10 protein-coding genes are annotated in these 13,984 nt (G+C 74.8%); 6 read left to right on the top strand and 4 right to left on the bottom strand.

Annotated elements, in window-relative coordinates:
* Positions 1-68: 68 nt before the first annotated feature.
* Complete coding sequence (locus AB0I67_RS17340; RefSeq protein WP_357924157.1) at positions 69-800, top strand: Clp protease N-terminal domain-containing protein; 732 nt, start codon at positions 69-71, stop codon at positions 798-800.
* Between the two features lie 15 nt (positions 801-815).
* On the opposite strand, the gene AB0I67_RS17335 is transcribed toward AB0I67_RS17340, so the two are convergent.
* Together AB0I67_RS17335 and AB0I67_RS17330 are read right to left on the bottom strand one after the other, a co-directional pair.
* Complete coding sequence (locus AB0I67_RS17335) at positions 816-2,150, bottom strand: N,N-dimethylformamidase beta subunit family domain-containing protein (RefSeq protein WP_357924155.1); 1,335 nt, start codon at positions 2,148-2,150, stop codon at positions 816-818.
* Positions 2,151-2,273: 123 nt separating this feature from the next.
* The gene (locus tag AB0I67_RS17330) at positions 2,274-3,209 is read right to left on the bottom strand and encodes a beta-propeller fold lactonase family protein (RefSeq protein ID WP_357924153.1); all 936 of its coding nucleotides are present in this window, start codon (positions 3,207-3,209) and stop codon (positions 2,274-2,276) included.
* Positions 3,210-3,231: 22 nt separating this feature from the next.
* Between AB0I67_RS17330 and AB0I67_RS17325 the strand changes: the two genes are divergently transcribed.
* Positions 3,232-4,149 carry a helix-turn-helix domain-containing GNAT family N-acetyltransferase gene (locus tag AB0I67_RS17325; RefSeq protein WP_357924151.1) on the top strand — a complete coding sequence of 306 codons (918 nt, stop codon included), beginning with the start codon at positions 3,232-3,234 and terminating at the stop codon, positions 4,147-4,149.
* Here the strand turns inward: AB0I67_RS17325 and AB0I67_RS17320 are convergent.
* The gene (locus AB0I67_RS17320) at positions 4,146-5,297 is read right to left on the bottom strand and encodes an alkaline phosphatase PhoX (RefSeq protein WP_357924149.1); all 1,152 of its coding nucleotides are present in this window, start codon (positions 5,295-5,297) and stop codon (positions 4,146-4,148) included. The genes AB0I67_RS17325 and AB0I67_RS17320 overlap by 4 nt on opposite strands.
* A 104-nt stretch (positions 5,298-5,401) precedes the next feature.
* Here AB0I67_RS17320 and AB0I67_RS17315 point away from each other — a divergent pair, with 104 nt between their 5' ends.
* Entirely contained in the window at positions 5,402-8,179 is a 2,778-nt protein-coding gene (locus AB0I67_RS17315) for a P-loop NTPase fold protein (protein WP_357924147.1), read from the top strand.
* A gap of 47 nt (positions 8,180-8,226) precedes the next feature.
* Here AB0I67_RS17315 and AB0I67_RS17310 read toward each other — a convergent pair whose 3' ends face one another.
* Entirely contained in the window at positions 8,227-8,694 is a 468-nt protein-coding gene (locus AB0I67_RS17310; protein WP_357924146.1) for a DNA starvation/stationary phase protection protein, read from the bottom strand.
* Positions 8,695-8,805: 111 nt separating this feature from the next.
* Here AB0I67_RS17310 and AB0I67_RS17305 point away from each other — a divergent pair, with 111 nt between their 5' ends.
* From AB0I67_RS17305 to AB0I67_RS17295, 3 genes are all read left to right on the top strand, one after another.
* Positions 8,806-9,396 (top strand): MerR family transcriptional regulator, encoded by a 591-nt coding sequence (locus AB0I67_RS17305; protein ID WP_357924144.1) that lies wholly within the window; start codon positions 8,806-8,808, stop codon positions 9,394-9,396.
* Complete coding sequence (locus AB0I67_RS17300; RefSeq protein WP_357924142.1) at positions 9,393-11,657, top strand: VIT domain-containing protein; 2,265 nt, start codon at positions 9,393-9,395, stop codon at positions 11,655-11,657. The genes AB0I67_RS17305 and AB0I67_RS17300 overlap by 4 nt, the downstream gene beginning before the upstream one ends.
* A 70-nt stretch (positions 11,658-11,727) precedes the next feature.
* Positions 11,728-13,968: an arylsulfatase gene (locus tag AB0I67_RS17295; RefSeq protein ID WP_357924140.1), complete on the top strand. Its 2,241-nt coding sequence runs from the start codon at positions 11,728-11,730 to the stop codon at positions 13,966-13,968.
* The last annotated feature ends 16 nt before the right edge of the window (positions 13,969-13,984 follow it).

Here is a 13,984-nt window from a genome sequence, read left to right as displayed (position 1 = left end):
CGTCCGCGCCGCCGTCCAGCGTCAACTCGCGGTTGACGATCCAGCGATCGTCAACCTATGGTTGACGCATGGAAGCCAACGTGAAACTGGACGACCTCATCCAGGCGATCAAAAGGCGTGGAACCGACCCCCTCAGCCAGTTGTCCGACGCCGTGTCCCTCGGGGAACACCTCGGCGAGGTGGCCGATCACCTGATCGGGCACTTCGTCGACCAGGCCCGGCACGCGGGCGCGTCCTGGACCGACATCGGGCGCAGCATGGGCGTGACCAAGCAGGCGGCGCAGAAGCGGTTCGTGCCCAAGGAGGGCGCCTCGCTCGCCGACGAGCTGCAGACCTACTCGCGCTTCACCGACCGGGCCCGGCACGTGGTCGTGCAGGCCCAGGAGGAGGCGCGGGCCTCGGGGCACGGGCACATCGAGCCCGAGCACCTCATCCTGGGCCTGCTGGCCGAGCCGGAGGGGATCGCCGCCCGGGTGATGGCCACGCTGGGCGCGCCGGACGAGCTGGTACGGCAGGTCGTCACCAACTGCCTGCGGCCGGGGACGGCCGAGGGGCTGTCGGCGCAGCTGCCGTTCGCGGCGCAGAGCAAGAAGGCGCTGGAGCTGTCCATGCGGCACGCGCTGCGCCTCGGGCACAACTACATCGGGACCGAGCACCTGCTGCTCGGGGTGCTGCACCTCGGTGACGGGGTGCCCGGCGTCGTGGCGCTGGAGGAGCTCGGCGTGACCCGAGCGGCCGCGGAGAAGGAGATCCAGCGGGAGCTGGCCGAGGTCATCCGCCGGCTCAGCGACCCCTCCTGATCCCCGTTCCCGCTCTCACGCGGGATCGGTGAAGCGGCGCAGCAGGTTGACGGTGGCGCGGCGGGTGAAGGCGGCCGCGGCGGCGGTCACCCCGTGGCCGCAGGCCGCGCCGCGCAGCCCGCAGACCCAGCGCATCGTCCCCGAGGCGAAGACCATGGCCCCGCTGGGCGCGGTGTAGAGGGTGGAGTGCGCGACCGTCCTACGGCCGCCGCAGTTGACCGGCGACTCGGCGAGGATCTCCACCCCCGGCGGCGAGCCGGGGGACACCTTGTCGGTCTCGACCCCGGCCAGGCCGGGGAAACGGGTGCCCTTGGTGCCCTCGAAGAGCCAGTGCCGGGGCCGCTTGACGACGTAGGCCGCCTCGGCCGGGAAGCAGTCGTACATCTGCCCCACCAGCGAGCTCTCCGGCTTGACCGAGCGCCACAGCCGGCACCGGACGGCCTTGTCGCACTCCACCACCCGCCCCCGCACCGCGATCCGCCAGTAGACCGCGTTGGCGCCGAGGAAGGCCAGGTGGGTGCCGCGGTCACGGGCCTTGGTGACGGTGGAGCGCATGACCGGCGACCAGTACTCGTCGTGGCCGAGCGAGACGACCGCGGTGGCGCCGTCCAGACTGCCGGGGACCAGGTCGAGGTCGGTCAGGTAGGCCACGGGCACGCCTTCGGCCTCGGCCAGGGCGATGGCGTCCCGCTCGAAGTCGAGGAAGAGCCGGGCGCCGGAGCGGTCGTAGGGCCGGTCGAAGGTGACGGCCGGGGAGCGGTCCCCGAACCCGCCGGGCCCCTTGTACAGGCTCCGGCCGCCCCACAGGTTGTAGGCCTGCCAGGTGGTCACCGCGTTGATCATCACGACCCGGCCGCGCGTGACGGCCGAGCGCACGGTGATCGGCACGAACGACTGGCCCTTGGCCGACTCCAGCCGGACCAGGTAGGCGCCCTCGGGCCAGCCGGTGGTGTCCACGGTGAGCGACGGCTTCCAGTGGGCCGCGCTCACCATGCCGCCGCTCAGCCGGGCGGGCGCCTGCCGTACCGCGGGCACCGGGCCGGAGCGCCAGACCCGGGTCACCCGGCCGCCCATGCGGAAGGCGGTCGCGGTGAAGCTCGGCGCGCGGGTGGAGACCCGCAGGGCGAAGCGCTCGCCGGGCAGGACGCTGACGTGGTCGGCGTAGCCTTCGATGCCGCCCGGCCGGGTCAGCCGCCAGGCGGACTCGGCGACGACCTCCGGCGGCGCCGCCTCGCGCACCGGCGGGCGGGGCCGGTCCGGCGCGACCGGGGCGGTGGGGACGACGGCCGAGCAGCCCGCGGCGGGCAGGGCGGCGAGCAACACCAGGGACAGTAGCAGGGCGGGACGCACGCCCGCATCCTCACGCGCGTCCTGGCCGCGGGCCGCCGCCTTGGCACGACCCTGCCCGGGCCATGGCCTTACCTGTGCCGGCGCACGCGGCCGAGCCAATCAGCCAATCAGCCGGTCAGCCGGTCAGCCGATCAGGACGCAGGCCACGCCCTCGGCCGCGAGCGACTGCCCGGCCGACGCGGGGATCCCGTCCTTGAGCGTCAGTACGGCCAGCGTCCCGGAGTTCTGGTTGGCGACGAAGATCCGGTCCCCGTCGAGGGCGAAGTGCCGCGGCCAGTCCCCTTCGGCCGGCACCTCGGCGACCGGTTCGAGCGAGCGCGTGAAGACCGACACGGTGTTGGGCCCCCGGTTGGCCACGTACACCAGGTCCCCGGCGACCTCCAGGTGGGAGGGGTAGTTGACCCCGTCGTGCCCGCTGGCCGGCACGGAGCCGAGCAGCTCCCAGGTGGCCGCGTCGTAGGCGTGCACGCGGGCGTCGAGCTCACCGGCGAGGAAGCACACGCCGCCGGCGAAGAACAGGTGCCGCGGGCCGGTCCCGGGCGCGAGCCGTACCGGGTCGAGGCTCTCCCCGGCCGGGGTGTAGCGGCGGATCTCGTCGGTGCCCAGGTCGCTGACGTACAGCACGTCGTCGTGGAAGACGGTCTGGTGCGCGTGCGAGCCCTCCTGCCGGTCGGCGACCGGCCCGCGGCCCCGGTGGGTGAGCACGATCGGGTCGCCGGTGAAGCGGCCGTCGGCGGCGAGGTGGTGCAGGCTGACCGTGCCGTCGCCGTAGTTGGCCACGGCCAGCACCCGCCCGCCGGGGTGGACGGCGAGGTGGCAGGGGTGGGAGCCCTCGGTGGGCCGCTCGTCCAGGGGGCTGAGCCGGGCGCCGTCGCGGGTGAAGGCGCGCAGCACCCCCTGCTCCTGCTCGCCGACGGCGTAGAGCACGCCGAGGCCGGGGTGGAGGGCCAGGAACGAGGAGGCGGGGGCGGCGGCCTCGGCCAGCGGGGCCGGCGTCTCGCTCAGCGTGCGGATCGCGGGGCCGTACCCGCCTAGGTAGAGGTGCTTCACAAACCGCATCCTCTCATGCTTGACTATGGCAATGGATTCGTTGACAGAAGCAAGGGTTGGCGAGGTCCGGGCGTTCAACCGCTTCTACACCCGGATCAGCGGGCTGCTGCAGAGCGGCCTGCTCGACTCGCCCTACTCGCTGACCGAGGTCAGGGTGCTGTTCGAGGTGGCCGCGGCGGGCGAGCTGGAGACCGGTGAGCTGCGCCGGCTGCTCGGGCTGGACGCGGGCTACCTCAGCCGCATCCTGACCCGGTTCGAGACGGCCGGCCTGGTGACCAAGGAACGTTCGGCCGCCGACGCGCGCAAGCACGTGCTGCGGCTGACCCCCGCCGGGTCCGACTACTTCGGCGAGCTCGACCGCCGCTCGGCGCAGCAGGTCGCCGAGATGCTCGCGAGCCTGCCGCCGGACGGCCAGGACCGCCTGGTCGAGGGCATGGCGGCGATCCGCGGGGCGCTGGAGCCCGGCGGGCGGCGCGAGCCGTACGTGATCAGGGCGCCGAGGACGGGCGACCTGGGCTGGGTGGTGCAGCGGCACGGCGAGCTGTACGCGGCCGAGCAGGGCTGGGGCATGGCCTTCGAGAAGACCGTGGCGGGCATCTGCGCGGAGTTCGACCCGGACGAGGACGCCGGGTGGATCGCCGAGGCCGGCGGGCGGCGGGTCGGCTGCGTGTTCTGCTACCACCGCGACCCCGACACCGCGCAACTGCGCATGCTGCTGGTGGAGCCGTCGGCGCGCGGGCTGGGCCTGGGCGGGCGGCTGGTCGAGGAGTGCCTGCGGCACACCCGCGAGCGCGGCTACCGGCGGGTGATGCTGTGGACGCGCGACTGCCTGGCCGGCGCCCGCCGCATCTACCAGGCGGCCGGGTTCGAGCTGGAGTCGCAGAACCAGGGCGTGGAGAACGGCGTCCCGGTGGTCGAGCAGTTCTGGAGCATGGAACTGAAGCGCTAGCGGAACGGGCCGGTCACCTCGAAGGTGTGGCCGTCGGTCCCGGCCCGCGCGCCGGTGCGGCCCCGCTGGGAGGAGAAGTACAGCCGCCGCCCGTCCGGCGAGAAGGCCGGCCCGGTGATCTCGGAGCGCGCGTGGCCGTCCAGGCGCAGGAACGGCTCGACGGTGCGCTGCGGGGTGATCAGGTTGATCTCCATGTTGCCGCCGTCCTCGGCGACGTACAGGTCGCCGGTGGCCGCGCCGGTGAGGTTGTCCACGCCGCTGAGCGGGGCCTTGGCGTCGTACAGCACGCGCAGGGCGCCGGCGCGGGCGTCGTAGGCCCACACCTTGTTGTCGTGCTTGGTGGTGAAGTAGCACACCCCGGCGGCGTAGTGGCAGCCCTCTCCCCCGGCGAAGCGGGTGGCCTCGGGGACCTGGTGGCGGGTGGCCTTGATCAGGGCGGCCGGTTGCGGCACCCGCTTCCAGGTCACCCGGTCGCCGGTGCCGCAGAGCACCTCCAGCCGGCCCTCGGTCAGGTCGCCCCAGTCGGTCGGGCGGAACCGGTAGAAGCAGCCGTCCGGCTCGTCCTCGGTGAGGTAGACGACCTCGTTCTCCGGGTCGCAGGCGGCGGCCTCGTGCTGGAAGCGGCCCATCGCCAGCCGGGGACGGGCCGAGCGCTCGCCGAAGGGGTCGCACTCGAAGACCCGGCCGCGGGGCGTCTCCTCGCACGACAGCCAGGTGTTCCAGGGCGTCGCGCCGCCGGCGCAGTTGAGCGTGGAGCCGGACAGGATCCGGTAGGCGTCGCGGACGGTGCCGTCGGCGGCGAAGCGCAGCGCCGAGGCGCCGCCCACGAGGGGCACCTCGGAGTTGGAGACGTAGATCCAGCCCTCGCCGTCGGGGAAGCACGCGCCGCCGTCGGGCGCGGGGTGCCAGGCCAGGCCCGCCACCCGGCGTCCGGTGCGCGCGATCACCCGGCCGGTGAAGCCCGCCGGCAGCGCCAGCCCGTCGGCGTTCGGCGCCTGGAGCGGGCCGTAGGTGGCCGGGGCGGCGGAGACCAGGGGCCGCCCCGGTCCTTCGGCGGGCGTCAGGGGCCGGCCGGCCGCCTCGCACCGCCAGAGGGAGCCGGTGAGCGCGGCGAGGGCACCATTGCGGAGGAGAGTTCTGCGCAACATGGGGACCATCCGACCTGAACGAGATGAATGAAGCTGCCGGGCGACGTCAAACTCTCTGCAAACGCTACGCCGCTGCCCGCTGCGATTCGGCACATTCCTCGCTCATGACTGCGGCTGTGAAGCTGGCCCCCCGGATCGCCTCGCGCCGGGCGCTGGTGTTCCTCGACGGCGAGGCGGCCCGGTTCGCCCACGCCCTGCGCGTGTCCGGTTTCGAGGTGACCATCGACCCGGGCGAGGACCCCCGGCCCGTGCTCGACCGCTTCCTGGCCGCCGCGGAACCGGGCGAGCTGCTGCTGATCCGCTGGCCGTCCGGGGCCGGCTGGGGACCGACCGCGTTCACCAAGCTGATCATGGACTTCGGCCGGGAGGTGGCCGCCTCCGGGGCCACCGCGCTGCTGCTCGTGGTCGACTTCGGGTGGATCGTGCGCAGCGACCCCGCCGACCCCGGCGGCGCGGCCCGGCTCAACGTGCCCGGCGACCCGCCGGTCGCCGCCGCGGCCCTGACCGCCTCGCTGTCGGCCGCGCCCGGCGGGCCGCAACCGCCCGGCGCGGCCCCCTCGCTGACCGGCGTCCTCGCCGACGGCCTGCTCGCCGCCGGCGGGCCGCTCACCGTCCAGGAGCTGTACGGCCTGGCCCGGCGGCACTTCGAGCGGCTCGGCTCCGACCTGTCGCCGATGTTGTTCAGCCACGGCGACATCGAGGAGGTCGAGGTGCGCGACGGCCGCAGCGACCCCGGCCGCGCCGGCGCGAGCCTCGACACGGCGGCGCGGAAGCTGGCCGAGGCGGGCGAGGAGGTGCCCGGCACCGCTGGCGAGATCGTGGCCCGGCTCTACGACCTGCACCTCGGCTCGGAGGCGCAGTGCCTGCTGCGCCGGGCCGGGCTGCTGCCGGGCGAGCTCACCCGCGAGGCCGCCGCCCTGCTCGGCTGCCCGGGCGGCTACGCCGAGCTGGAGGCGTGGGGGCTGACCGGCCCGGCGCACCCGGCGGTGCGCGAGGCGGGCCTCGCCCTGCTCGACGCCGCCGAGGCCGCCCTGGTCTCCGGCCTGCTGCGGCGGCAGAAGGCGCACGCCCGGCCGGCCCCGCCGCGCACCCGGCTCACGCCCGACCGGTGGACCCTCGACGACCGGCTCGGCCACCGGGTCTACGCCGAGGCCATCGCCGCCTTCATCCGCCACCCGGACACCGCGCCGCCGCTGACCATCGGCATCAAGGGGCCGTGGGGGGCGGGCAAGACCTCGCTGATGCGGATGGTGCGCGAGCTGCTCGACCCCGGCTCGGCCGCCACGCTCAAGCTGGCCGCGGCCGCCACCGAGGTGACCAACGCCGAGGTGCTGGGGCGGTTGCGCGAGGGCGGCGTGCCGTACGAGCGGGCCGAGGCGGTGGCCGGCTCGGGCTGGCGGCCGACGGTGTGGTTCAACCCCTGGATGTACCAGAACGGCGAGCAGGTCTGGGCCGGGCTGGCGCACGAGCTGATCAGCCAGATCACCGGCCGGATGTCGCGCACCGACCGCGAGCGCTTCTGGCTGGAGCTCAACCTGTCGCGCATCGACCGGGAGGCGGTGCGGCGGCGGCTGTACCGGCTGGCCTTCACCCGGCTCCTGCCGGTCGCGCTCGGCCTGGTCTTCACCCTCGTGCTGGCCGGGGCCGCCTGGGCGGCCTCCTCGATGCTGCCCTGGCTGTCGGACGCCGCCGCGGCCATCGCCTCGGCGGGCTGCCTGGCCTCGCTCGCGGCGGGGACCGTACGGCTGGGCCGCTTCTTCGCCGAGGGCGCGGGCGGGGCGTTCGGCACCCTGGTCAACCAGCCCGACCCCTTCCTGCAGAGCGGCGTGCTGCCCGAGCACGCCTACGGCGACAAGGCCGGCTTCCTGCACCTGGTGCAGACCGACATGCGCCGGGTGCTCGGGCTGGTGGCGACCGAGGAACGGCCCCTGGTGGTCTTCGTGGACGACCTGGACCGCTGCTCCTCCAGCACCGTCGCCCAGGTCATCGAGGCGATCAACCTGTTCCTGGCCGGCGAGTTCCCCAACTGCGTCTTCGTGCTGGCCATGGAGCCGGAGATGGTCGCCGCGCACGTCCAGGTGGCCTACCGGCAGCTCCTGACCGAGAGCATCGGCTGGCGCTTCCTGGAGAAGATCGTCCAGCTTCCGCTGAGCGTGCCCCTGCTGGACGACGAGGAGCGGCTGCCGGCGTACGTGCGCGCCCTGCTCGGCGTCCCGGAGGAGCCCCTGGACGCCCCAGCGCTCGCGCCCCCGCCACGGGCGGCCGTGCCGGCGCAGGTCGCGCGCGGCAAGCTCGCCGCGGGCCGGACCGTCGCCGACCCGGGCATCGTGGAGGAGCTGGAGCGGCTGATCCGCGAGCAGCGGCCCTCGGTCGACGGCCTGGACGAGGCGGCCGAGCGCGCCCAGGCCTCGCTCGGCTTCGCCGGGCGCAACGGGCGGCTGACCGAGCCGGCCCGGGTGGCCGCCGACCGCGTCTTCGCCGACCTCTACCGCGACGAGAACGCCTGCCGGGCGATCGAGGCGGCGCTGCCCGCGCTGGGCCTGCGCAATCCACGCGAGGTCAAGCGCTACCTCAACGTCTTCCGGTTCTACTCCTTCGTCACCTACCGCCGGGCGCAGTCGGGGCGGCCCCGGGCGAGCGACGCCGAGGTCGCCAAGCTGGCGGCGCTCACCATCCGCTGGCCGCACCTGCTGTCGACGCTGACCCGCGAGTCCCATCCCGGCGCGACGCTGCTCGACCGGCTGGAGGCGGCGGCCCAGCGGGGCGACGGCGACACCTGGGTGCGCGCGCTGCTGGAGGCCGGGCTCCAGGGCGAGGAGGAGCTGCGGCAGTTCCTGGCCACCCGGCCGCTGATCGCCCGGCTGGCGGCCGAACTGCTGTAGACGCGCGAAAGCCGGGGCTCACGACCCCGGCTCGTCGTCGCAGCGCGTCAGCGCTGGGCCTGGAACATCCAGTGCTGCTTGTCGATCTCCTGGGCGACCGCGATGAGCAGGTCCTGGCTGACCGGGTCCGGCTCGTCGGTGGCCTCGATGCGCTCGCGCATGCGCTGCGAGACGCCTTCCAGGATCTCGGTGATGGTCACCACGACCTTGCCGTCCTCCAGCCAGCCGTGCTCCGGCTGGCGGATGCGGGTGGACTCGGCCACCGTCGCCGACCGCCCGTCCGGGTTGACGCCCAGCGCCACCGCGCGCTCGGCGATGGTGTCGGCGTGCTCCCTGACCACCGCGGTCAGCTCGTCGAGCTGCAGGTGCAGCGGGCGGAAGTGCGGTCCGACGACGTTCCAGTGGGCCTGCTTGGCCACCAGCGACAGGTCGATGAGGTCGACGAGCGCGCCCTGGAGGGCTTCGGCGACGGTGTCGCGCGCGGCGCCGGACAGCGGACCGGTGATCTGAGCCATGAGTTCGTACCTCCGTCGTTCGGCGTTGCAACTACACCTTTTCCAACGCATTCGGCCGTCCGGATCTTCCGCACATTGACAGTGCAACAATGACAGTGTCACTGTGGGGGCATGAGCGAGACCTGGACCATCGGCGAACTGGCGCAGCGGGCGGCCGAGGCGTTGCAAGCCGCCTCGCCCACCGGCAGCGGCCGGGTGCGCGACGTGCCCGGCGAGCGCCTGATCCGCTGGTACACCACCATCGGCCTGGTCGACCCGCCGCTCACCCGGCGCGGCCGGGTCGCCCAGTACGGCCGGCGGCACCTGCTCCAGCTCGTCGCGGTCAAGCGGCTGCAGGCCGAGGGCCGCTCGATCGCCGAGATCCAGGTCGCCCTGGCCGGCGCCACCGACGCCACCCTCGAACGGGTCGCCGCGGTGAGCCGCCCGCGCTTCTGGGCCGAACGCCCGGCCCCCCGTCCCACCGCCACTCCCAGTCCCAGCCCGCGGCCCGCCCCCGCGCCGCCCGCCCCCGCCGCCTCGCCCAACGGCGCGGGCCCGGCTCAGGCGGCCTCCGGCCACGCGGTCCACGGCGTACGGCTGGCGCCGGGCGTGGTGCTGGTGCTCGACGGCGCGAGCCGTACCCCCTCGGAAGAGGACCTGCAAGCAGTCATGTCCGCGGCCGGACCCCTGGTCGAGGTGCTCGAGGAACGGAGACTCGCATGAAGATCACTTCGCTGGACCCGAGCCGCAGCCGGCCGGTCGAGGAGGCCGGGTTCGGCGCGCTGGAGACCGAGCGCGGCAACCTCCCGCTGGAGAGCCTCGACGTGGACGCGCGGCTGTCCGGCCTGGTGGCCGGGGTCGAGGTCGCCCAGGGCTTCCGCAACCCGTTCGACGTCACGCTGGAGGCGACCTACGTCTTCCCGCTGCCCGACCGCGCCGCGGTGACCGCCTTCCGGATGGAAGCGGCCGACCGGGTCATCGAAGGCGTGCTCAAGGAGCGCGGCCAGGCCCGCGCCGACTACGACCAGGCCATGGCCGAGGGCCGCCGCGCGGCGATCGCCGAGGAGGAACGCCCGGACGTCTTCACCATCCGGGTCGGCAACCTCGCCCCCGGCGAGCGGGTGAGCGTCCGGCTGACGCTGAGCCAGCCGCTGCCCTACGAGGACGGCGCGGCCACCTTCCGCTTCCCCCTGGTCGTCGCGCCGCGCTACATCCCGGGCGCTCCCCTCGACGGCCCGCAGGCCGGCGCGGGCACGGTGCCCGACACCGACGCCACGCCCGACGCCTCCCGGATCACCCCGCCGGTCCTGCTGCCCGGCTTCCCCAACCCGGTACGGCTGTCGCTGACCGCCACCGTCGACCCGGCCGGCCTCGACCTGCGCGAGGTCGCCTCCAGCCTGCACGTGGTGGAGCAGGAGGGCGGCACGGTCAGCCTGCGCCCCGGCGAGCGGCTCGACCGCGACTTCGTGCTCCGGCTGGCCTTCGACGCCTCGACCGCGCTCCAGCTCGACGGCGAGGGCACCTTCGCGCTCACCGTGATGCCCCCGGACGTGCCCGAGACCCGGCTGCCCCGCGACGTCGTGCTCCTGCTCGACCGCTCGGGCAGCATGGGCGGCTGGAAGATGGTCGCGGCCCGGCGGGCGGCGGCCCGCATCGTCGACACCCTCACCTCGGCCGACCGCTTCGCCGTCCTGGCCTTCGACAGCGTGGTCGAGCCGGCCTTCGACGGGCTGCGCGAGGCGAGCGACCGCGAGCGCTTCCGCGCCGTCGAGCACCTGGCCCGGCTGGAGGCCAGGGGCGGCACCGAGCTGCTCGAACCGCTGCGCCAGGCGGTCGGCCTGCTCGGCGAGAGCGGGCGCGAGCGCGTGGTCGTCCTGGTCACCGACGGCCAGGTCGGCAACGAGGACCAGATCCTGGAGCAGGTCGGCAGGGCCCTGTCGGCCATGCGCGTGCACGTCGTCGGCATCGACCGGGCGGTGAACGCGGGCTTCCTCGGCCGCCTGGCCGGGCTGGGCGCGGGCCGGTGCGAGCTGGTGGAGTCGGAGGACCGGCTCGACGCGGCCATGGAGCAGATCCACCGCCGGATCGGCGCGCCGCTGGTCACCGACCTGTCCCTCGACGGGCTCGACACCGAGGAGGTCACCCACCTCGGCTCGCTCTTCCCGGGCGTGCCGCTGCAGGTGTTCGGCCGCTACCGGGCGGCCGGGCCGGTGACCGTGCGCGGAGTGGCCGCCGGGGCGCCGTGGGAGCAGGTGGTCGAGCCGATGGTCACCGGCCACAGCGCCCTCAAGGCGCTGTGGACCCGCGCCCGGCTGCGCGAGCTGGAGGACCGCTACGCCATGGGCGAGCACGCGCTGGAGGCCAGGATCGTGGAGCTGTCGCTGGCGGGCGGCGTGCTGTGCAGGTTCACGGCCTATGTCGCGGTGGACACCCGGGTCAGCGCCGACGGGGCGCCGGAGCACCACGTCATCCAGCCGGTCGAGCTGCCCAGCGGCTGGGAGCCGCCGGTCGCGGCGGCGCCCATGATGATGATGGCCGCGCCGGCCGCCGCGCCGCGGGCCTCGTTCCTGGAGTCGGCGCAGCCGCAGTTCCAGGCCGCGGCGGGACCGCCGCGCGGGTTCGCCAAGCGGATGCCCGCGCCCGCCCCCGGCCGCGGGGTGGACCAGGACCGGGAGCAGGGCCGCGAGCAGCTCGCCGCCGAGCTGGCGCGGCTGCGGGCGGTGCCGGCGGCCGATCCGGCCTACCTGGCCGACCTGGGCAGCAGGCTGGCCGCGCTGGCGACCTACCTGCGCGGGCACGGCCTGGCCGACGAGCTCGTCACCGAGCTGGCCGAGCTGGCCGAGGCGCTGGAGCGCGCCGAACGGCCCGGGGCCGACGTCGCCGGGCTGCGGCAGCGGGCCATCGACGTCCTGACCGCGCTTACGGGCGAGCCCGGCGGCTCCGAGGCGGGCAAGCCCCGCCGCCCGTTCTGGAAGCGCGGCTGACCCGCGGGCGGGCGCGGATCGGTGGAACTTCGTTCTGTTCTGCCGGTCCGCGCCGCCGTACACTCCAGAAATGATCACCTATGACGGCTTCGAGGGCCGGGTGGGACGCACCTTCGCCGGGTCGGAGTCCTGGTGGCCGCCGCGCCCCGCCCCGCCGCCCGGCGCGCCGAACGTGGTGATCGTGCTCGCCGACGACGTCGGCTTCGCCGACCTGGGCTGCTACGGCTCGGAGATCCCCACCCCGCACCTGGACGAGCTGGCCGCCCAGGGCGTGCAGTGGACCGACTTCCACACCACCCCGATGTGCTCGCCGACCCGCGCCGCCCTGCTCACCGGGCTCAACCCGCACCTGGCCGGAGTCGGGCACATCGCCAACTCCGACCCCGGCTTCCCCGGCTACGCGGGCGAGATCGCGCCGGACGTGCCGACCCTGGCCGAGCTGCTGCGCGAGGCCGGCTGGAGCACCCTGGCCGTGGGCAAGTGGCACCTCACCAAGGACTCCGACATGTCGGAGGCCGGCCCCCGGCACGCCTGGCCGCTGCAACGCGGCTTCGACCGCTTCTACGGCTTCCTCGACGCCTTCACCAACGCCCACCAGCCGCACCGCCTGATCAGCGACAACTCCCCGGTCGAGGTGGACGCCCACCCCGAGGGCTACTACCTGACCGACGACCTCACCGCCGCCGCCGTGCGCCTGGTCCGCCAGGCCAAGGCCGCCGCCCCCGAGCGCCCGTTCCTGCTCTACCTCGCCCACGGCGCGGCCCACGCCCCGCTCCAGGCCCCCGAGGCGGACATCGCCCGCTTCCGTGGCCGCTACGACGCCGGCTGGGACGAGATCCGCCGCGAGCGCTTCGCCCGCCAGCAGGCCACCGGCGTGCTCCCGCCCGGCCTGGACCTGCCGCCGCGCAACGCCGAGGAGGGCGACGAGGTGGCGGCCTGGGACTCCCTCTCCCCCGAGCGGCGACGGCTGTTCGCCCGCTACATGGAGGTCTACGCCGCCATGGTCGCCGGCCTCGACCGCAGCGTCGGCGAGCTGCGCCGCGCCCTGGCCGACCTCGGCGCGCTGGACGACACCGTCTTCGTCTTCCTCTCCGACAACGGCGCCTCGCGCGAGGGCGAGGAGCACGGCACCACCCAGTACCTGCGGACCCTGCTGTCGAAGAACAGCCGGCACGACCGCGAGGACCCGGAGGCCGACCTCGCCCGCCTCGACCTGGTCGGCGGGCCCCGGGTGCTGGCGCACTACCCGCGCGGCTGGGCCATGGCCTCCAACACCCCGTTCCGGCTCTACAAGTGCAACGCCCACGCCGGCGGGCACAGCGTGCCGTTCCTGCTGTCGTGGCCGGCCGGGCTGGCGGCCCGGGGCGAGCGGCGCGACCAGTGGGCCTACGTCACCGACGTGCTGCCGACGCTGCTGGAGCTGGCGGGGCTCGACGCGCCCCCGGTCTCCGGCGTCTCGCTGGTGCCGGTGCTGCGCGACGCGCAGGCCGGGCACGCCCACCGCGAGCAGTACACCGAGCTGCAGGGCCATCGCGGGTACGTGCGCGACGGCTGGGAGATCGTCACCCGGCACGCGCCGCTGACCCCGTTCGGCGAGCACGAGTGGGAGCTCTACCACCGCGCCGACCGCACCCAGGCGCACGACCTGGCCGCCGAGCACCCGGACCTGGTCGCCGAGCTGGCCGCCGCCTGGGAGCAGGCCGCCCGCGCCAACCGCGTCTACCCCCTGGACGAGGGCTCCCGCCTGCGCTACCTGCTGCGCCCGCCCTGGCACCGCGAACCCGGCCCAGTACGGCTGACGCCGGACCTGCACACCCTGGAGCGCTGGACCGCCCTGCAACTGATCCAGTGGCGTTCCTTCACCGTCGAGGCCGCGATCGAGGCCCCCGGTGACGGCGTGCTGGTCGCGCACGGCGGCCAGGGCGGCGGCTACGTCCTGCACGTGGAGCGCGGCGAGGTCTGCTTCACCCACAACGGCTTCGGCGAGCTGCGCACCCTGCGGGCCGGCCCGCTCGGCGAGCACGTCCGCGCCGAGGTGCACGCGCCCGGCGGCTGGCGCTGGGACGTCACGCTCAGCGTGGACGGCGAGCCGCGCGGCACCTTGACCGGCCTGCCGATGCTGGCCGGCTTCTGCCCGATGGAGGGCATCGACGTCGGCATCGACCGCTGCTCCCCCGTGTCGTGGGAGCACGGCGCCAACCGCTTCACCGGCCGCCTGCGCGAGGTGCGCTACACCCCGGGCGCCTACGCGCCCGACGCCGGGGCCAACTGGGTCGAGCTGGTCAGGGAGCTCGGCCTGCGCTACGCCTGACCGGCCCGGCTAACCT

The organism is Nonomuraea sp. NPDC050310 (genome assembly GCF_040655795.1).
Classification (GTDB): domain Bacteria; phylum Actinomycetota; class Actinomycetes; order Streptosporangiales; family Streptosporangiaceae; genus Nonomuraea.
Note: the sequence above shows the minus strand (reverse complement) of the source record. Positions and strands in the feature narration are given on the sequence as shown.